This is a genomic window from Streptomyces sp. NPDC020362 (assembly GCF_040642095.1).
GTDB lineage: Bacteria > Actinomycetota > Actinomycetes > Streptomycetales > Streptomycetaceae > Streptomyces.
Genome location: NZ_JBFAET010000037.1, coordinates 24,982 through 44,279 on the forward strand (window position 1 = coordinate 24,982; position 19,298 = coordinate 44,279).

Consider the following 19,298-nt stretch of genomic DNA (forward strand, 5'->3'; position numbering starts at 1 on the left):
CCGTCATGGCCAGGGCATGCCGTGACGGCCAGGGGGTGCCGTGACGGCCAGGGGGTGCCGTGGTGGCTCGGGATGCCGTCATGGCTGGGGGGTGCCCTCGTCCCACTGGTCGTCGTGCCACTGGTCCAGGAGCTCCTCGGCCGTGTCGGCGGCCGGCTCCCGGCGGCCGTCGTGCAGGGACTGCTCCGCCCAGATCACCTTGCCGCGGGCCGTGTAGCGGGTGCCCCAGCGGGTGGTGAGCCGGGCGACCAGGAAGAGGCCGCGGCCGCCCTCGTCGGTGTCCGCCGCGCGCCTGAGGTGCGGAGCGGTGCTGCTGCCGTCGGAGACCTCGCAGATCAGGTGGCGGTCGTACAGCAGCCGGACGCGGACGGGCGGGGAGCCGTAGCGGATCGCGTTGGTGATCAGCTCGCTGAGGACCAGCTCGGTGGTGTAGCCGAGGTCCGACAGTCCCCAGGTGTCCAGGGTGCGGGCGCACGCGGAGCGGACCGGGGCCACGGCGGCCGCCTCGGAGGGCACCTCCCACTCGGCGATCCGGTCGCGGTCCAGCAGCCGGGTGCGGGCCACCAGCAGGGCGACGTCGTCGCTCGGCCGGTCCGGCAGCACCGTACGGAGGATGTCGGTGCAGGTCTCCTCCGGCGTACGGCCGACCGTGCCGGCCAGCGCCGCGTGCAGCTGCACCAGGCCCGTGTCGATGTCCCGGCCGCGGTCCTCGACGAGCCCGTCGGTGTACAGCACCAGCCGCGATCCTTCGGGCAGCGTGAGCTCGCACGTCTCCACCGGCATGCCGCCGCCCAGGCCGAGCGGCGGGCAGACCGGCACGTCGGGGTAGGAGGCGGTGCCGTCGGGCAGCACCACGGCGGGCCCGGGGTGACCGGCCCGGGCGATGCTGACCCGCCCGGCGACGGGGTCGTAGAGGGCGTACAGGCAGGTCGCTCCGGTGATGCCCGCGCCGGCCTCGCCCGTCTCGTCGCTGTCGATGCGGCTGACCAGCTCGTCCAGGTGCGCCAGCAGTTCGTCGGGGCTCAGGTCGAGGGCGGAGAAGTTGAGCACGGCGGTGCGCAGCCGGCCCATGGTGGCCGCCGCGTGCAGCCCGTGCCCGACCACGTCGCCGACGACCAGCGCCACCCGCGCCCCGGGCAGCGGGATGACGTCGAACCAGTCCCCGCCCACCCCTGCCCGGGCCGGCAGATAGCGGTGGGCCACGTCCAGGGCGGACTGCTCGGGCATGCGGCGCGGCAGCAGGCTGCGCTGCAGGGTGACGGCCGTGGTGTGCTCGCGCGTGTAGCGCCGGGCGTTGTCGATGGCGAGTGCGGCGCGGGCCACCAGTTCCTCGGCGACCGCCACGTCCTCCTCCTCGAAGGGTTCGGGCCGTTCGGAGCGCCAGAAGCTGGCCACGCCCATGAGGATGCCGCGGGCGCGCAGCGGGACCACCATCATCGAGTGGATGCCGTGTTCGATGATCCTGCGCGCGTTGACGGGGTCCTGGTCCTGCCATCCGCTCAGGGCGCGCATGTCGGCCTCGAGCACGGGCTCGCCGGTGCCGAAGCCGATCGCCTGCGGGGTCTCGGAGCCGAAGTCGGTGAGCGTGCCGACCGGGAACAGCGGATGGTCCTCATGGATGCCGGTGAGGGCCGCGCGGCGCATCATCGTGCCCTCGGGCTCGCCGCCCTGCTGGATCGAGTCGACCAGGTCGATGCTGGTGTAGTCGGCGAACCGGGGAACCGTGAACCGGGTGAGTTCCTCGGCCGTGTGTGCCACGTCGAGGGTGGTGCCGATCCTGGTCATGGCGTCGTAGAGCAGCCGCAGCCGGTGCTCGGCCACGGCGGCCTTACCTGCGACGGCCCGCAGTTCGGTGGTGTCCCGCAGTGTCACGACGCTGCCGGGCGGGCCGCCGTAGGGCGCGGTCGGCCGGACGCTCACCGCCAGCAGCCGCTCACCGGCCTCGCACACCTCGTCCGTGACGGGCCGCCCGCCGAAGAGCAGTCCGTTCAGGCCCGGTCCGAGGCCGAGGCCGGCGACGTGCCGCCCGTGCGCGTCGGCGGGCAGGTCGAGCAGGCGCCGTGCCTCGTCGTTGGCGAGCAGCAGCCGGCCGTCCTCGTCGAGGATGAGCACCCCCTCGCGCGTGGCGTGCAGCACGGCGTCGTGGTGGTCGTACATCCGCCGCAGTTCGGCCGGTTCCAGGCCGCGGGTCTGCCGCCGCAGCCGGCGGCTCACCAGCGCCGTTCCGGCCGTCGCCAGCACCAGGGCACCGGCGCCGGCGCCCAGCAGGAGCGGCATCTGCCGCATCACGCGCGCGTTCACGCTGTGGACGGTGATGCCGACCGACACCAGCCCGGCGACCTTGCCGCGGCCGTCGAGGACCGGGACGGTCGTGTCCACGGCCTGGCCCACGGGCGTGCGGAACGTGGAGGTGTACCGGTGCCCGGCGAGGCCCTGGGCGTAGGTGCCGGTCACGTGCTTGCCGATCAGGTTCGGGTCGGGGTGCGACCACCGGTAGCCGGCCGGGCTGAACGCGACGACGTAGTCGACTCCCGACGTCCTGCGGGCCGCCTCCGCCCGGGGCTGGAGCAGCGCGCTCGGGTGGGCGGAACGCATGGCGGCGAGCGTGCCCGGGGCGTTCGCGAAGGACTCGGCACCCACGAGCGAGCGGGCCCGGGCCTCGGCCAGGCTCGCCTGCTGGGCCTGCAGGGCCAGCGCCGTCACGGCCACCGCACCGAACAGGACCACGATGACGAACTGCAGGACGAACATCTGGCCCGCGACGGTGCGCAGGCCCGGCGGGAGGCGGCGGTGGCCCTCGGCGGCCGGGAGCGCCTCGGCCTGCGCGGGGGCGGGCCGCACGTTGAACAGGCCGAAAAGCCTCTTCATGGTCTATTTCTAGCATCAGCCGATGTAACGGACGCGCTCGACGGGCACGGCACACCGGCCCGGCCCACACCCGGAAGGGCCGGGCTCCGGTCGAACATGATCAAATCACGACGCGGGGTGAAGGACGGCCGCCGATGACGAACGCACCTTCACCACCGCGCGCAAGGCATCGTTGTCATGCATGACAAGAGACGGTCGTCACAGGACTGTCAAGCATGACCGGGCACCACGACGGATAACTTTTACCAAAGATGACGGGTCGATGACCGAGTGCGGGGGAAACGTGAACGATCTGGGTGGGTCGGCAGGCGCATCGGACGCCGGGCCGCTGCGGCAGGAGGACATCGAGGTGTACTCCTCGCTGCTGCCCCGGCTGCCGGGTCCCATCGACGGGACGACGCCGCCGAACGCGGTACGCCGGCTCGTGGCGAACGGACTGCTGTACCGCAGCGGCGAGGACGACGCGGGGGGCACACCCGGCGACGGCACCGACGACGCCATCTACATGGCCGTCAACCCCGGCCTCGTCTGCGGCCGGCGTGCGAGCGAGATCCTCGGTGAGGCGCAGGAGGTGCTCGACCGGCTGCTGCACACCCAGGAGGCGCTGGCCCCGGCCGTGGAGGCGTACCGGCTGCACCGGGACTCCGGCGGGTACGAGGTGCACTCGGGTCTCGCGCACATCAATGCCGCCATCGAGATGGCCACCCGCGAGTGCCACGAGGAGATCCTGACCTCGCAGCCGGGCGGCCCGCGCTCCGCGGAGGTGCTGGCGGCCTCGCTGCCGCCGACGCTCGCCATGCTCGGCCGGGGCGCCCGGATGAAGACGATCTACCAGCACAACGCCCGCACCAGCGCGACCACCCGGGCCTATGTGCGCACCGTCGAGGAGCAGGGCGCCGAGGTGCGCACGCTGGACGAGAACTTCGACCGGCTGATCGTCTTCGACCGAAAGATCGCCTTCATCCCCAGCACCGCGGACCGCACGGTCGCCGTCGAGGTGCGCATCCCGGCCGTCGTCTCCTTCCTGGCCCTCGCCTTCGAACGGTCCTGGATCCGTGCCGTCCCCTTCACCCCGCCGGGCCGGGACAAGGTGACGGCGCGGATCACCGACGAGCTGGAGCTGGCGATCATGCGGCACGTGGTGGCCGGCGACAAGGACGCGGTGACGGCCCAGCAGTTAGGGATCAGCGTCCGGCGCTGCCAGGAGTACATCGCCCGGATCTCGGCGCGGTTCGGCAGCCGCAGCCGCGCACAGCTCGGGTACCTCATCGCCAAGTCGGGGGTCCTGGAGGGGGATGCGGAGTGCCCCCCGATGACGGACGAGGTCCCCGGCCCGGGTCAGGTCGACCGGGTTCCCGCCCTGTCGTCCGTCTGTCCGCCGGCCTGATCCGGTGGCTCCCCGCTCCGGCCCTGCCCCGCACGTCCTCCCCCGGCCAGCCAGGCATACGCCGCATGGGCCGTCACCACTCCCACCCCCAGCACCAGGCATACCGCCCACAGCACATCCCCGCCGTACGTGTCGCGCACGGTCATCCCGAGCGGGGCGCCCAGCACCAGGCCCAGGTTCCACACGAACTGGTAGGCGCCCTGGTAGGAGCCCGCCCGGCCCTCGGGGGCGTGCCGCACCAGGAACGCGGACGCCTGCGGCACCAGCAGGATCTCGCCCAGGGTCCACACGGTGAGCGCGGCGGCGTACGACCATGCGCTCCCCGCCACGGAGTTGGTGCCGAAGCCGACCGCGATCAGCAGCCCGGCCAGGACGAACTGGGCGTCCATGCCGAGCCGTTCGGCCAGCCGGGAGACGACGGGCTGGAGCACGATGATCAGCAGGCCGTTGAGGGAGACGACCAGGCCGTAGGTGTGGGGGTCCAGCCCGTGGGCGGCCATGTCCAGGGGCAGTGTCGACTGTTTCTGGAGGTAGATCAGGGCGAGGCAGAAGGACAGGAACAGGAAGCGGGCGACCGGCCCGGAGCGGAACGGCGCGAGCAGACCCCGCCCGGGGGAACGCGCCTCTCCGGCCGCCCCGCCGCCCGTCCCCGCATCCCGCCCCGGCAGCCGCAGCGCGATCAGGCTGTAGCCGACCGCGGTGGTCATGTTGAGGACGATCAGCCAGAGGGCGCCGCGCTCCAGCAGCACTCCGGAGACCGCCGGCGACACGGCCGCACCGATGTTGGACGCCCAGTACAGCAGGCCGAAGGCCCGCACATGGCCCGTCGCGGGCAGCTTCCCGGAGACGACCACCGCCCCGGCCGGCTTGTGCACCGTGGAGGCGCAGCCGGACAGCACCACGACCCCGGCGAGCACCGCGGCCCGATGGGTGCAGGCCAGGGCGGCGGAGGCGGCCAGCGATGCCGCCTGCGACAGCAGCACCGCCGCCCGCGGCCCCAGCCGGTCGGCCAGCACCCCGCCCACCAGCGACCCCGCCACCGACCCGGCGCCCCACAACCCGACCAGCACGCCGATGGTGCCCAGGGACAGTCCGGTCTCGGCGGCCAGGAACAGCGAGAGGAACGCGGGGACGAGGATGCCCAGCCGGTTCAGCAGCGTGCCGGCGAACAGCAGCCAGAACACCGGTGGCAACTGCCCCCGCCGTCCCTCACGCGCGGACGGGGAGCGCACGGCCGTCATGCCGATTCCAGCTCCTGCCAGTCGGTCAGGCTCTGCAGGGCGAAGATGTCCTTCACGGAGGCGATGCGGTCCTCGAGTTCGGTGGTGTCGCCCCGCTCGACGATCGTGCCGTAGGTCTCGCGCAGCGCGCGGATGGTGGCCCGCAGACCCTGGTTGGCGTAGATGACGGTGGACACGCCCGCCTTGACGGCGTCGTCGATGTGCCAGTCGGGGTAGGTCGTCGGGACGACCACCACCGGTGCCCGGTCGCCCCACTCGGCGAGGAAGGCCAGCACCTGCTCGTTGGTGGGCTTCTTGGAGTGCACGAGCACACCGTCGGCGCCGGCGTCGACGTACGCGTGGCAGCGCTCCAGGGCGACCTCCACGCCGAGCCCGTCGATCAGCGCCTCGGTGCGGGCGATGACGAAGAAGTCCTCGGTGCGCTGGGCCTGCTTGGCGACCCGCAGCTTGGAGCTGAAGGTCTCGGTGTCGAGGAGGGTGTGGCTGGTGGCGACGAAGCTGTTCATCTTGGGGAACTGCTTGTCCTCGATGGCGACGGCGGTGATCCCGGCGGCCTCGTACTCGCGGACCATGTGGGCCACGTTCAGGTTGTTGCCGTAGCCGGTGTCGACGTCGGCGACGACCGGGATGCCGAGCGCCTTCTGGGTGTGGGCCGCGGCCTCCAGGTACTCGGTCATCGTCAGCACGCTCGCGTCGGGCAGGCAGCGGGCGGCGGACACCTCCAGGCTGGACGCCCAGACGGCGTCGAACCCGGCGGCCTCGGCCAGCCGGCCGCCCAGCGCGTCGTGCGCACCGGCGACCCGTACCGCGCTCCCGGCGGCACGACGGGCGGTGAGGACCGTACGGAAGGAGGGGTGTGGGGTGGACTTGAGCATGGCGGTGCTCCTCCAGGCGAGATGGGGCGAGTGGGCGAGGGCGTCAGACGGACGCACTCACGCCGATGGCGTCGGCCGCGGTACGGGCGCGCCGCAGTGCCTCGCGCCCGCTGGGGGCGACGGCGACGACGTGCCCGTACCGGGCGGTGTTGTTGGGAAGCGCGGGCACGTGGGTGCCCGGCTCGACGTACAGGCCGACGTCGACCACTCCGGGCAGCCGGGCCGCCGTGTCGACGCCGGCGACGGCGGTCACGACGCCCTGCGCCGCCGGCAGGAAGGCGATGGCGGCGGCCCGGCTGCTGCCGGGCACGGGCAGGGGGCGCGGGTCGGCCCGCTCCAGGTACATCGCCACCAGCTCGGCGGGAATGTCCACACCTGTGCTGAGGGCGACGAGCTGCGTGATCCGGTCGCCTGCCGGGCGGCAGTTGATCTCGATGAGGCGAGGGCCGTCGGCGGCCAGCCGCAGTTCGACGTGGGCGGCGCCGAAGTCGAATCCGACGGCGCGCAGCGACCGTAGGGCCACGTCCGCGCACTGCTCGTCCAGGCCGGAGCCCAGGGCGGCGGGCACGTGGTGTCCCGTCTCGCAGAAGTACGGCAGTTCGCCCAGTTCCTTGGAGGTGACGGCGAGGACGACCGCCTCCCCTCCCCGCACCAGCACCTCGACGCTGACCTCGGGTCCGTCGACGTACTCCTCGACGAGCGCCGCCGGGATCTTGCGCTGACCGCGCTCGTTGTGGGTGTCCTTCAGCAGCAGCCGTACGTGATCGGCGGCCTCGTCCCGGTCACGGCACAGGCGTACGCCGTTGCTGCCGCCGTCGTCGAGGGGCTTGACCACGCAGGGGTACGCCAGGGCGAGGCCGTACACCTCCTCGGGCCGCTCGACGCGGGCGAAGCCCGGCACCGGCACTCCGGCCGCCGCGCACCGGGCCCGGGTGGCGGACTTGTCGCGGGCCGCGCGGACGCCGTCCGGGTCGGGGCCGGGCAGGCCGAGGGTGCGGGAGGCCACGGCGGCGCTGATCATGTGCCATTCGCCGACGGCGACGATCGCGTCCGCCGGGCGGTCGAGCCCCTCCACGGCGGCGACGACGGCGGCCGGGTCGTTGGTCTCGCAGGTGACGACCTCGTCGACGAGGGAGAGGTCCAGGCGTTCGTGCCCCGGCGCCAGGTACATCGGCAGGTCCCGGGTGAGGAAGGTGACCCGGTGCCCGGCCCGGCGGGCGGCGGCGATCGCCTCGTAGCCGCTCCCGGTGAGGTTGCTCTCCAGGAACACGACATGCCGTGCGCTCATCCGGCGGCCTCCGGGCCGACGACCGCCGGGCCGGCAGCCTCCGGGCCGGCGCCCCGGGCCCCGCCGTCCCGCATCTCCCGCACGACGAACAGGTCCTCGCACAGCCTGCGCAACTCGTCGAGGTCTGCGAGGAGTTGCTCGGGTGAGGGAGCGCGCAGCTCGATCCGCAGCGGTGATCCGGCACCCTCGTGGCGGGGCTGGACCAGATCGCCGGGGTGCTTGTACACGTCGACCTGCGCGGTGGACGCCAGGGCGCGCACCCGCTCCAGGCCGGCGTACTCGACGAGCGTCCCGGCCCGGTCCGGGTAGGGCGTGACGACCGCGGCGGCCCCGCACCGCACCGGCTCGACCGAGGGCTCCACGCCGCGCAGGACGTCCCGGTAGCCGCCGATGAGGTTGATGCCGTAGGCCTCACGCAGCAACGGGGCACGGTTGGCGCCGGGGCGGCCGGCCACCTCGATCAGACGGGGGCCGGTGGGTCCGTGCACGAACTCGACGTGGGCCAGACCCCGGCGGATGCCGAGGGCGCGCACGGCGTCGGCGGCCAGGGCCCGCATCCGCTCCCGCTCGGCGGGCGTGAGGCGGGTGGCGGTGACCCGGGCGAAGTGGTGGAAGTCGGTGCCGCCGAGGTCGGTGCCGGTGACCACGTCGACGACGGGGGTCGTCCACACCCGCTCGTCGAGGACGAGGCACTCCACGGAGTGGTTGGTACCGGTGAGGAACTCCTCGACGAGGATCTCCGCCGGGGTGTCGGTGACGCGCTGTCCGGCGCTGAACTCCGGGAGGGTGGCGGCCAGTTCGCGGTAGGCGGCGGTCAGCTCGGCGGCGTCCTCGCAGCGGGAGACGAAGTAGCTGCCCCACAGGTTGCCGGGCTTGAGCACCACCGGGTAGCCGGTGCCGGCGGCGAAGGCCAGCACCTGTTCCTCGCTCGTGACGACGGCCGAGCGGGCCGAGGCGTGCTCGCCGATGTGCTCCGCGAACCGCCGCCGCATCTCGCTCTTGCTGCGCACGGCCGCCGCGGCCTCGCCGCTCATCGCGGGCAGCCCGAGCCGTGCGCAGACCTCGGCCCACAGCTGCACGAGGGTCTCGTCGACGTTCAGCACGGCCTCGATCCGCCACCGCCGACCGATCTCCTCGAGGCTCCGTACGACCGCGTCGGCGCCGTCGGCGAACCGTATCCGCTCGACGAGGGCGAACTCCTCCGGTTCGAGGGTGTGCACGCTGTCGGAGTCCCGCAGCACGCCGAGAGCGACGCCGGAGTCGAGCAGCCCGGTGTAGAACTCGGGTCGCTGGACGGCACCGAAATACAGCACGAGGGGTTCATTCGACATGGGTCATCGCCTCCCGCAGCGAGTCGAGCCCTTCGGCGATCCGGTCCTCGGCGATCGCGTACGACAGCCGCACGAACCCCTCGGCGCCGAAGGCGGTGCCCGGGGTGACGGCGATGTGCGCCTGTTCCATGAGGACACCGGTGAGGGTGTCGGTGTCCGGGACGGGAACGCCGCCGATCTTGCGGCCGAGGACCTCGCGGACGTCGAGGAAGTAGTAGAAGGCGCCCTGGGGTGTGGCGGCGGGGCGGATGTGGTCGATGGCGGCCAGGGCCTCGCCGACGCGGGCGTGCCGGCGGGCGAGGATGTCGCGGGCCTGCGCGGTGAAGCCGTCGAGTTCGCCTCGGGCGGCGGGCAGCAGCGCGTGCTGGACGACGCTGGTGACGTTCGAGGCGGTGTGGCTCTGCAGGTTCTTCAGGACGTCGATCAGCGGGCGCGGTCCGTGCACATGGCCGGCCCGCCAGCCGGTGACGGCGAAGCTCTTGGAGAACGAGCCGATGCCGACGGTCAGTTCGCGGGCCTCGGGGACCAGGGCTGCGGGGTGGGCGTGGGTGACGCCGGGCAGTACGAGTTCGCCGTAGCACTCGTCGAAGACGATCCACACCCGGTGGGCGAGGGCCCAGGCGGCGATGCGGGCGAGCTGCTCCGGCGGGCAGACGGCGCCGGTGGGGTTGTTCGGGGTGTTGAGGACGAGCATCCGGGTGCGCGGTGTGCGCAGCGCCTCCAGGCGGTCCACCTCCGGCACGAACCCGGTGTCGGAGGTCTCCACCGGCACGGGCTCGCCGCCTGCGATGCGGATCTGGGCGGCGAAGGTGCCCCAGCCCGGGTTCGGGACCAGCGCCTGGTCGCCCGGGTCGAGCAGGGCGAGCGCAGCGAGGTGCAGGCCGTGCTTGGCGCCGGTGGTGACGATCACCTCGCCCGCCTCGTACGGCACCGCGGACAGACGGCTGATGCGTTCGGCGAGGGCCGCGCGCAGAGCGGGCAGTCCGGCGGTGTCGGTGTAGCGGTGGGTGTCGCCGTCGGCGGCCGTGTGCAGGGCGCGGAGGACTTCGGCGGGCGGGGCGAGGTCCAGCTCTCCTGCGGCGAAGTTGATGATCTCGACGCCCTGGGCGCGCAGGGCCTCGGCCTTGTTGCGGGTACCGGAGGTCTTGGATCCGGACACGGAGTGCGCGCGTGCGGCCATGCGCATGCGGGGCTCCTATCTGTCTGAAGGGTCGTGCGAAGGACGGACTGCGGGTGCACCGGTCAGCCTGCGACCACCCCCGCCAGCACCGACACCGAGCTGACGACGAGCAGTCCGAGGACGGCCTGCCTGAAGCGTTCGGAGTCGAAGCGGGCGAAGATGCGCTCCCCGACGAAGATCCCGATGAACAGGGCGGGCACACCGGCGAGCAGCGCCCACCCGACGTCGGCGGTGAGCTGTCCGCTGAACCCGAAGCCGGCCAGCGATGCCGTGCTCGTGCCGGAGAAGACCACCCCGAGCGTGGCCCGCTGGACGCGGGGCTCCAGCCGCAGGCTCTGCATCGCGGCGACCATCGGCGGGCCGTCGATTCCGGTCGAGGCGAAGGAGGCGCCGGAGAAGGCGCTGATCCAGGCGACCGCGCCGAGCCCGCCGCGCACGGTGACGCGGCGCCACACCATGAACGTGCACAGCAGCACGACGGCGGCGATGACCAGCGAGAGCGCCCGGGCGGGCAGCTCGTGCAGCAGCCACACCCCGAACGGCACGCCCGCGAGGCCCGCGCCGAGCGAGACGGCGGTGATCCGCTTGTCCACGTGCCGCCAGTCCCGTACGGCGATCCACAGGCTGAGCGGCAGCGCCATGATCGCGGCCACGACGACGGCGGTCACCGGGTCGAGCAGCAGCGTCAGCGGCGGCACCGCGACCAGGGAGAAGCCGAAACCGGCGGTGGTGCGCACGACGGAGGCCAGGGTGAGGACGAGGAAGACTCCGACGACGGCGGTCATACGGCCTCCACAACGGGGTTGGTGAGCTGGCCGAGGCCCTCGACCGCGACCGTCACGACGTCACCGGGGTACATCCGGGAGACGCCCGCAGGGGTGCCGGTGAGGATCACGTCGCCGGGCAGCAGGGTCATGGCCGTGCTGATGTGGGCGATCAGCTCGTACACGGGGCGGACCATCTGGTGGGTGCCGCCGTCCTGGCGGAGTTCGCCGTTGACGGTGGCGGTGATCCGCAGTGCGGCCGGGTCCAGGTCGGTCTCCACCCAGGGGCCGAGGGGGCAGAAGGTGTCCGACCCCTTGGCCCGCCACCACTGTCCGTCCGGTTTCTGCAGGTCGCGGGCGGTGACGTCGTTGGCGCAGGTGTAGCCGAGCAGGGCGGCCGGCACCTCCTCGGGCTTCAGGTCGCGGCAGCGGACGCCGATGACGGCCGCCAGCTCCGCCTCGTGGTGGAGTTCCTCGCTGTACCCGGGGAAGACGATGTCCGCCCCCGGGCCGATCACACTGGTGGACGGCTTGAGGAAGATCAGCGGCCGTTCCGGCACCTGGTTGCCCAACTCGGCGGCGTGCGCGGCGAAGTTGCGGCCGACCGCGATGACCTTGGAGGGCTCCACGGGGGCGAGCAGCGTCACCTCGGCCGAGGGCCGATCGGGACCGGCGCCCGGGCGGCGGTCCCCGTACGGATCGCCGTCGAGCGGGGTGATCAGCCCGTCGGCGCCGAGGATGCCGTACGAGACGCCGCCGGCGCCGAAAGCGCCGGGGTGCTCCCCGGGTTCCGTCTCCTGGTACCTCACGATGCGCATGCGTCACCCGTTCTTTCGCTGTGCTGGTGTGGTGCGTCCGGTCGTCAGGGCCTTGCGCAGCAGCGCCGCCAGATGCGTGGCCCGGCGTTCCGTGCCCTGGGAGATCTGCGTACGGCAGGAGAAGCCGTCGGCGACGATCGCGGTGCCGGCGTCGGCGGCCCTCACCTTCGGGTACAGCTCACGCTCCGCCGAGGACCGGGAGACCTCCCAGTGGCCGGGCTCGTAGCCGAAGTTGCCGGCGAGGCCGCAGCAGCCCGCGGTGACCACGTCGGTGTCCACGCCGAGCCGTTTGAGGACTTCGAGCTCGGCGCCGTGGCCGGGGCCTGCCTCGGTGTGGCAGTGCGGCTGGAGCACGGCCTCGGTGTCCAGGGTGCCGAAGGGCCAGTCACCGTCGTGCCGGGCGACGAGTTCGGCGAGCGTGGTGGTCTGCTGTGCCAGCCTGCGTGCCGTCGGTGACTCGGGCAGCAGCTCCACGGACTCCTCGCGCAGCGCCTGTGTGCAGGACGGCTCGACGCCGACCACGGTGCGGCCGGCCGTCAGGTGCCGCTCCAGGGACTTCAGGGAGCGGTCCAGCACGCTTCGGGCGACGCCCAGTTGACCGGTGGAGTACCAGGTCAGGCCGCAGCAGACCGGGCCGTCGGGCAGGACGACCTCGTAGCCGAGCGCCTCCAGCACCTCGACGGTGTCCTGCGCACCCGACGGGTCGAGGAAGTTGGAGAAGGTGTCCGGCCACAGCACGACCGTCTCCCTGGTGGGGGTGGTCGCCGCCCTGCGGGCACGGAACCACTGGCGGAAGGTGCGGGGCGCGACCCCCAGCAGTCCCCGCCGCGTCTCCAGTCCGGCGAGCCGGGACAGCCCCCGGGCGATCCCCGGCCGCCGCGCGAGCGCGTTGACGGCCCCCGGCGCGAGCGAGGCGAGCCGGCCGAGCAGCGGCAGCCAGCCGAGCACGTAGTGGGCCCGGGGCCGCAGCCGTCCCTTGTAGTGCTGGTGCAGGAACTCCGCCTTGTACGCCGCCATGTCGACGTTGACCGGGCACTCGCTCTTGCACGCCTTGCACGACAGACACAGGTCGAGCGCCTCGCGGACCTCTTCCGAACGCCAGGCGTCCGGCAGGGTCTCGCCGCGCAGCATCTCGCCCAGCACCCGGGAGCGGCCCCGGGTGGAGTGCACCTCGTCACCGGTGGCCTGGAACGACGGGCACATCGCGCCGGCGGCGTTGCGGCAGCTGCCGACGCCGATGCAGCGGCGTACGGCGCCCGCCATCGAGCCGCGGTCGGCGGAGAGCGTGAGCAACGGCAGGGAGTGCCGGTCGTGGCCGGGCCCGGGCCGCACGGAGGCGTCCAGTGGGGCGGGGTCGACCAGGATGCCCGGGTTGAGCAGCCCCTGCGGGTCCCAGATGTTCTTGAACTCCCGGAAGGCGCCGATGAGTTCGGGTGAATAGGTGCGGGTGAGCAGCTCGGAGCGGGCCCGCCCGTCCCCGTGCTCGCCCGAGGCGCAGCCGCCGTGCGACACGGCGATGTCGGCGGCCGTCTCGATGAAGGTGCGGTAGTCGGCGATGCCGGTCTCGCTGGTGAGGTCCCAGTCGACGCGCAGGTGCAGACAGCCCTCACCGAAGTGGCCGGTGATGGTGCCCTGCCGCTTCCGCTCGTCCATCAGGGCGTGCAGGTCCTTCAGGTATCCGGCGAGGTTCTCGGCGGGTACGGCGGAGTCCTCCCAGCCGGGCCAGGCCTCCCGCCCGTCGGCCATGCGGGTGGCGATGCCGGCGCCGTTGCGCCGGATGCTCCACAGGGCGTCGGTGCGTGCGGAGTCGGTGAACACCTCCCAACGGGCGCCGGCCTCCCGCCCGATGCGCCGGGCCCGGGCCTCGGCGTCCGCCGGGTCGGTGCCCTCGATCTCGCAGTACAGCCAGGCCCCTCCGGGCGGGAGCAGGTCGACGCCCTGAGCCCGGCCCGGCCGCGAGCGCAGCGCGTCCACCAGGGCGGCGTCCATGCCCTCGACGGTCAGCGCACCGGCCCGCGCCAGGGCGGGGGCGGCAGAGGCGGCGTCGTACACGTCGGGGAAGCCGAGGACCAGCAGCACCCGGGCGGCGGGCACCGGCACCAGGCCGATGGTCGCGCCGAGGACGATGCCGCAGGTGCCCTCGGAACCGACCAGGGAGCGGGCCACGTGGAAGCCCCGCTCGGGCAGCAGCCGGTGCAGCCCGTAGCCGGAGACCTGCCGGCTGAACCGCCCCAGCTCGGTGCGGATCGTGGCGAGATGAGCGTCCCGCAGGTCACGCAGCCGGGCGTCGAGCTCCTGGTCGCCGGTGGTGCCCGCGCCCATGCTGAGCAGCCGTCCGTCGGCGCGCAGCACGTCGATGCGCTCGGTGATGTCGGCGGTGGTGCCCCAGGCCACGGAGTGCGGACCGCAGGCGTGGTTGCCGATCATCCCGCCGATGGTGCAGCGCGAGTACGTCGACGGGTCCGGGCCGACGGTCAGCCCGTGCTCGGCGGCGCGGGCTCGCACGGCGCCGAGCACCGCGCCGGGCTGGACGGTCGCCGTACGGGCGTCCGGGTCGATCTCCAGCACCTGGTTCATGTGCCGGGAGAAGTCCAGCACCAGGCCGGGGCCGATGGCGTTGCCGGCGATGGAGGTGCCGCCGCCGCGCGAGGTGACCCCGACCCCGTGGGCCGCGGCGACCGCCACGGCGGTGGCGGCCTCCTCGGCGTCCCGGGGTTCGACGACCGCGGCCGGCACGACCCGGTAGATCGACGCGTCGGCGGTGTAGGCGGACCTGGTCAGGGCGTCGGTGCGGGCGGCGGGCAGGCGTTCGGCGAGCTCACGCAGAAAGCCGTCCGGGACGCCGCCCGACCCTGCCCGGGACGAGACGTCAGACGTCATTGCGCGGGAAGAAGTCGACGAGCAGCATGTCGCGGACGCCGGCGCGGTGGCCCTCGGCGGGTTCGATCGCGTCGACGCCGTGGAAGACGCGCCGGTCGTCGATGACGATCGTCTCGAACGTCTCGGTGAGCGTGGTGCGCAGCAGCGGCCGGTGCTCGCGGTCGTAGATCTGCGAGGCACCGCCCTGGACGCCGCTGCGGCCCATGAAGACCTGGGCGACGAAGTGGTGGCCGTCCTCGTGGACGCCCTCCGGAGCGGGCAGGCCCTCGGCGTCACGGGTGGCGACGATGCGGATCTGGTGGATGCCCACACCGCCCGTCTCCCGGTCGAACGCGCCGGGCAGCCGGTCGGCGAGGGCTGCGACGAGGGTGCGCAGCACGCCGGAGGACGCGAACTCCCCGGCGAGCGGCGGGAAGTGCCGGTCGATGCCGCCGTGCAGGGCGTTGACCTCGACGGACTGGTGGAAGGCGCCCTGCGAGTCGGGCTCCAGGCGGTCCACGCCGCTGAACGAGCCGTAGCGGCGGCGCCGGTAGTCGGCCCCGTCCTTCAGGTACGCGTCCACGGGCAGGTCCTCCCAGGCCTCCCGGAAGACCTTCAGCTCCTCTTCCGAATGGGCCGCCAGCGCCTGGAGCAGGTCGGCGGCGGGTATGTGCAGGAACGGCGCAACGGTGGTGGTCATCAGTTTCCCCCTCAGGTCGGCGAACTCGGGCGACGCACGCGGGTGCCGGGCTCGGCGGCGGGCTCGGGGTTCGAGCCCGGACGGCGGGCCGAGCGACGGGCTCGGGCGTCGGGTTCAGCGATGGGCTCAGGCGACGGACGGTGCGATCGGCCGCCCGACGTCCCAGCCGATGTCGGTGGTGAGCGCGTGGGTGGCGGTGAGGAGGACGGCCCCGAGGACGGTGGCCGGGATCAGAAGGCGGCGGAGCACGGTGGTACGGCCTTTCCGGATGGCGGTGCGGATGAGCTCTGTGGTGGCGGCCTCGGTGGGCCGCTCGGGCCACGCTTCGTGCGCTGGTGTTCACAGCGGGTTCAGGTGGCCTTCCACAGCGTGTCCCACCCGTAACAGCCGTTTCAAGATCACTAAGGGGGCCGGAACCCGCAGTGCGGAAACATGACGGGGCGCGTGCCGCGCGCAGGGATGCGTTCGGTGAGGCATGCGCGTGTTGGGTTGACATCACCGGGGCGTCCCCGTTCGCACCGCCCAGGCCATGCGGTCACCTTTCGCACCGCCCAGGCCATGCGGTCACCTGCCGAGGGCGCGAGCGCCGCCTCCCGCACGATCGGCGGGTGGGTGGCCGCGGTGGGTGGCCACGACATCCTCCGGCGGGACGCACCCGGTTCCGGACGCGCAGCCGCATTCGGCAGGACGGAGCCGCCTCCGGCAGAACGCAGTCACCTCTTACAGAAAGCAGCCACCTCCGGCAGGGCGCCGGAGCGGCCTGCCGGAGGTGTGGTGTGCTGCGGCCGGGCCGCTACGCGCAGCAGCCCGCCGGGGAGGTGTGGTGCCGTGGTCAGGTTGCTATGCCCAGCGGCCCCGCTTGGCCTCCATCGCCGCCTTTCCCTCCGCACCCTTCCGCTTCCAGTCCTTCTTGATCTCGGACCTGAGGCGGGCGTCGGTCTTGGCGACGATCCACTGGTTCTCCCGCATCAGCTTGCGGTAGCTCTCCAGTCGGCGGGCCGGGAGTTCCCCGCTCTCCACGGCCTGGCGCACCGCGCAGCCGGGCTCGGTCTCGTGTACGCAGTCGTGGAAGCGGCACTGTCCGGCCAGGTCCTCGATCTCGGAGAACACCTGCCCGACCCCGGTCCCGGCGTCGAACAGGCCGACTCCCCGCAGCCCGGGGGTGTCGATGAGCACGCCCCCGGAGGGCAGGGGCAGCAGGTTGCGGGTGGTCGTGGTGTGCCGGCCCTTGCCGTCGACGTCCCGCGCGGCCTGCACATCCATGACGTCCTCGCCGACCAGGGCGTTGGCGAGGGTGGACTTGCCCGCGCCGGACTGGCCGAGCAGTACGGACGTGCCGGAGCCGACGAGGGCGGTGAGCACGTCGAGGCCCTCGCCGTGCAGTGCGCTGACGGTGAGTACGGGCACGCCGGGCGCGGTCGTCTCGACGTCCTGGACGAGGTGGGCGAGCGTCACCGGGTCCGGCACGAGGTCGGCCTTGGTGAGCACGACCACGGGCTGCGCGCCCGACTCCCAGGCCAGGGCCAGGAACCGCTCGACGCGCCCGAGGTCGAGTTCCAGGGCGAGCGAGACGGCGACGACGGCGTGGTCGACGTTGGCGGCGAGGATCTGGCCCTCGGACCGCTTGGAGGAGGTGGAGCGCACGAAGGCGGTACGGCGAGGCAGCAGCGTCCGTACGTACCGCGGGTCGCTGCCTTCAGGGTCGACCGCGGCCCAGTCCCCCGTGCACACGACCTTCATCGGGTCACGGGGGACGACGAACTCGGTGTCGGCACGGACGGTTCCGGCCGGGGTGACGACGTCGCACTGACCGCGGTCAACGCGGACGACGCGGCCGGGCAGGAGACCCTGCTCGGCGTAGAGAGCGAACTCCGCTTCCCATCCCTCGTCCCAGCCGTACGGGGCCAGAGGGTGCGACGAAGCGGAAGAAGCCGAAAGAGAAGAGAGATTCAAGGGGAACCCTTCACAGGGCGGCCCCGGCCGCGCGCACTCGCAGGCGCGAAGAGAGCAGGAAGGATCAGCCGGAGACCACGGAGGTGGAGTGGATGAACTTCTGGTTGCGGGCAACGCCCATCACAGAGACAGCCATGGGTCACACCTCCCGTTTCTCACTCGACAGACGGCAGCGGCCAACAGCCACTGCGTGAAGCGGATCTCACCCTAGAGGCGGCCGCATTCCGGTGCCACCGATTTTTCTGGCACGGTCAAAAACCGTGCTGGTCGAGGAGTCGCATCAGGTTGCGCTTGCGCTTCTGGCCGGCACGCAGAGCGGCGAGGTACGCGGTGAACTCGTCTTCCGTGCCCAGGCGGCCATGACAGTCGCGCATGCTCAGCAGCAGACGGGTCACTTGCTCGTACACGGCGTTGCCTGTCTGTTTCATGAGCGGTTCGACCAGCCGCAGGTAGACCCCGAGCGCGTCGGCAGGACGGACGGCGCGGGCCTGGTCGGCGAGGGCGAGCCACTGACGGTCGTGCGCACGCGTTGCGGCCGCGGCCCGCCAGGCGGTGTCGACGTCCCCGTCGTCGAGCAGGGCATCGACCAGGACCGGGCCGCCGTGCCAGGACTGCTGCCGCTGCCCGGTGTCGGCGCGCAGCAGCACGAGCGCCTGCTCCCGCTCGGCCTGCCAGCAGCCGGCCGCCTGTGCCGCCGTACGCAACTGCTGGTACGCGACCAGGGAACGGCGGGCAGCGAACCGGGTACGGCGCAGGGCGACGGCGTCAAGGAGCCGGTCGGCGCGGGTGTAGCGGTCACAGAGGTAGTCGACCAGAGCGATGTCGGGGGTGAGGTCGTCGGGCGTTTCCTCAATGCCCCGTTCCGCCCACCGCAGGGCCTCGTCAGGGCGGCAGGCGGTGTCCAGTTCGCGGGCGACGGTCAGGTGGGTGCTGCCGTCCGGGGCGAGGTCGGCCGCGTGCACGGCGACCCATCCGTCCAGGTCTCCTACGGCCTTGGCCAGCCGTTCCATCAGGTACTTCTCTGCCCGGCCGGTGCGGTTGCGGCGCCAGGCGGCAGCCGCCAACTCCCTTACCCGGCACACCCCTTGCGCGCCGAGGACATCCTCGTAGTCGAGGGGGTCGATGCCGGTGAGATCGTCCAGGTCACTGAGCAGATGGCCGACCAGCCACCGCGCGGTCTCGTTCGAGTCGGGGCGTGCTGCGCGGCACGCGTCGAGGTGGGCTTCGGCAGCCGCAGACCCGATTCGGTCCAGGTGACCGTCGGAGTCGTCGATCGCGTCCTGCGCCTCGCTCAGCAGCCGCATCGCCTCCCGGGACAGCGAGATCGCGTCCGCGGCCCGCCCGGCGGCGGTCAGCGCGGCGATCGCGGCCACCGCCTGAGAGGCCTGTTCGCCGTAGGCGTGGGCATCGGCGGACTCGACGTAGCCGTAGCGTGCGAAGGGGGCGGTGTCGAGGAGTTCCCGGATCCGGGTGCGGACCTCGACCAGGTCCCCCCGGGCGCTCGCCGCCCTCAGCTCCAGCCGACGCGCCAACTGCCGGTCCTCTGCAATCTGTTCCCGTACCAGAGCGAGCAGCTCGTCCCTGGAAAGCGCAGCCAGCCACGCATCCAGCTCCTGGGCACGAGTCCTGGCCCGGCCGCGCTGACGCGGCACGGCCTCCGGCTCGGCGAGCAAAGTCAGGCCCAGGGCGACCAGGTGCTTGCAGAAGTTGCCCTCCATGCCGTACGGGCAGTCACACTCCCCGACGAGGCCGTCGGGTCCGTCGAGGGTCAGCTCCGCCTGGTAGGCGTCCGCCCCGTGGACGGTGGCCGTGATCCAGCCTTCGCCGACCTCCACAGCAGTCACCGCGGCCAGATACCCTCGGCCCCGCTCGAAGGACCGTGACCCGGCCAGCGCCCGCAGGTCGTCCTCGTCGAAGTCCAAGTCCTGTGCCACAGGGGCATTCAACCGGAGAAACGGAGCGACGGCCTCTGCAGTACCCGTATCGCCGGATGGGCCGGCACGCACGTCCACACCCGCACGCCGGGCAGCCGCG

Annotated in this window: 14 protein-coding genes; 1 reads left to right on the forward strand and 13 read right to left on the reverse strand. The window is 72.8% G+C overall.

All coding sequences use genetic code 11. The features are described from left to right. Nucleotides 1-78 precede the first annotated feature (78 nt). Nucleotides 79-2,751, reverse strand: coding sequence for a SpoIIE family protein phosphatase (locus AB0H32_RS16695; RefSeq protein WP_361120258.1), 2,673 nt, complete (start codon nt 2,749-2,751; stop codon nt 79-81). Nucleotides 2,752-3,151: 400 nt separating this feature from the next. Here AB0H32_RS16695 and AB0H32_RS16700 point away from each other — a divergent pair, with 400 nt between their 5' ends. Further along, nucleotides 3,152-4,255 carry a hypothetical protein gene (locus tag AB0H32_RS16700; RefSeq protein WP_361120186.1) on the forward strand — a complete coding sequence of 368 codons (1,104 nt, stop codon included), beginning with the start codon at nt 3,152-3,154 and terminating at the stop codon, nt 4,253-4,255. Here AB0H32_RS16700 and AB0H32_RS16705 read toward each other — a convergent pair. The 12 genes from AB0H32_RS16705 to AB0H32_RS16760 form a co-directional block, all read right to left on the reverse strand. Continuing rightward, on the reverse strand, nt 4,207-5,496 hold the full coding sequence (locus AB0H32_RS16705; RefSeq protein ID WP_361120188.1) for an MFS transporter: 1,290 nt from the start codon (nt 5,494-5,496) through the stop codon (nt 4,207-4,209). The two genes, AB0H32_RS16700 and AB0H32_RS16705, sit on opposite strands and share 49 nt — an antisense overlap. Further along, nucleotides 5,493-6,371, reverse strand: a complete 879-nt coding sequence (locus AB0H32_RS16710; RefSeq protein WP_361120191.1) for an isocitrate lyase/phosphoenolpyruvate mutase family protein — start codon at nt 6,369-6,371, stop codon at nt 5,493-5,495. Before AB0H32_RS16710 ends, AB0H32_RS16705 begins: the two co-directional genes overlap by 4 nt. A gap of 43 nt (nt 6,372-6,414) precedes the next feature. Then, nucleotides 6,415-7,659 (reverse strand): ATP-grasp domain-containing protein, encoded by a 1,245-nt coding sequence (locus AB0H32_RS16715; protein WP_361120194.1) that lies wholly within the window; start codon nt 7,657-7,659, stop codon nt 6,415-6,417. Next, entirely contained in the window at nt 7,656-8,990 is a 1,335-nt protein-coding gene (locus AB0H32_RS16720; RefSeq protein ID WP_361120197.1) for an ATP-grasp domain-containing protein, read from the reverse strand. The genes AB0H32_RS16715 and AB0H32_RS16720 overlap by 4 nt, the downstream gene beginning before the upstream one ends. Then, the gene (locus tag AB0H32_RS16725; RefSeq protein WP_361120200.1) at nt 8,980-10,176 is read right to left on the reverse strand and encodes an aminotransferase class I/II-fold pyridoxal phosphate-dependent enzyme; all 1,197 of its coding nucleotides are present in this window, start codon (nt 10,174-10,176) and stop codon (nt 8,980-8,982) included. Before AB0H32_RS16725 ends, AB0H32_RS16720 begins: the two co-directional genes overlap by 11 nt. A 56-nt stretch (nt 10,177-10,232) precedes the next feature. Then, nucleotides 10,233-10,955 (reverse strand): sulfite exporter TauE/SafE family protein, encoded by a 723-nt coding sequence (locus tag AB0H32_RS16730; protein WP_361120203.1) that lies wholly within the window; start codon nt 10,953-10,955, stop codon nt 10,233-10,235. Further along, entirely contained in the window at nt 10,952-11,752 is an 801-nt protein-coding gene (locus AB0H32_RS16735; RefSeq protein ID WP_361120206.1) for a fumarylacetoacetate hydrolase family protein, read from the reverse strand. Before AB0H32_RS16735 ends, AB0H32_RS16730 begins: the two co-directional genes overlap by 4 nt. A gap of 3 nt (nt 11,753-11,755) precedes the next feature. Further along, nucleotides 11,756-14,632 (reverse strand): FAD-binding and (Fe-S)-binding domain-containing protein, encoded by a 2,877-nt coding sequence (locus AB0H32_RS16740; protein ID WP_361120209.1) that lies wholly within the window; start codon nt 14,630-14,632, stop codon nt 11,756-11,758. Next, complete coding sequence (locus AB0H32_RS16745; protein ID WP_361120212.1) at nt 14,622-15,311, reverse strand: 2OG-Fe dioxygenase family protein; 690 nt, start codon at nt 15,309-15,311, stop codon at nt 14,622-14,624. Before AB0H32_RS16745 ends, AB0H32_RS16740 begins: the two co-directional genes overlap by 11 nt. Before the next feature lie 126 nt (nt 15,312-15,437). After that, on the reverse strand, nt 15,438-15,560 hold the full coding sequence (locus AB0H32_RS16750) for a hypothetical protein (RefSeq protein ID WP_361120215.1): 123 nt from the start codon (nt 15,558-15,560) through the stop codon (nt 15,438-15,440). Between the two features lie 591 nt (nt 15,561-16,151). After that, a complete protein-coding gene (gene rsgA, locus AB0H32_RS16755; protein ID WP_361120218.1) occupies nt 16,152-17,264 on the reverse strand; it encodes a ribosome small subunit-dependent GTPase A in 1,113 nt (370 codons plus the stop codon). Nucleotides 17,265-17,515: 251 nt separating this feature from the next. Next, nucleotides 17,516-19,198 carry a hypothetical protein gene (locus AB0H32_RS16760; protein ID WP_361120221.1) on the reverse strand — a complete coding sequence of 561 codons (1,683 nt, stop codon included), beginning with the start codon at nt 19,196-19,198 and terminating at the stop codon, nt 17,516-17,518. Nucleotides 19,199-19,298 lie beyond the last annotated feature (100 nt).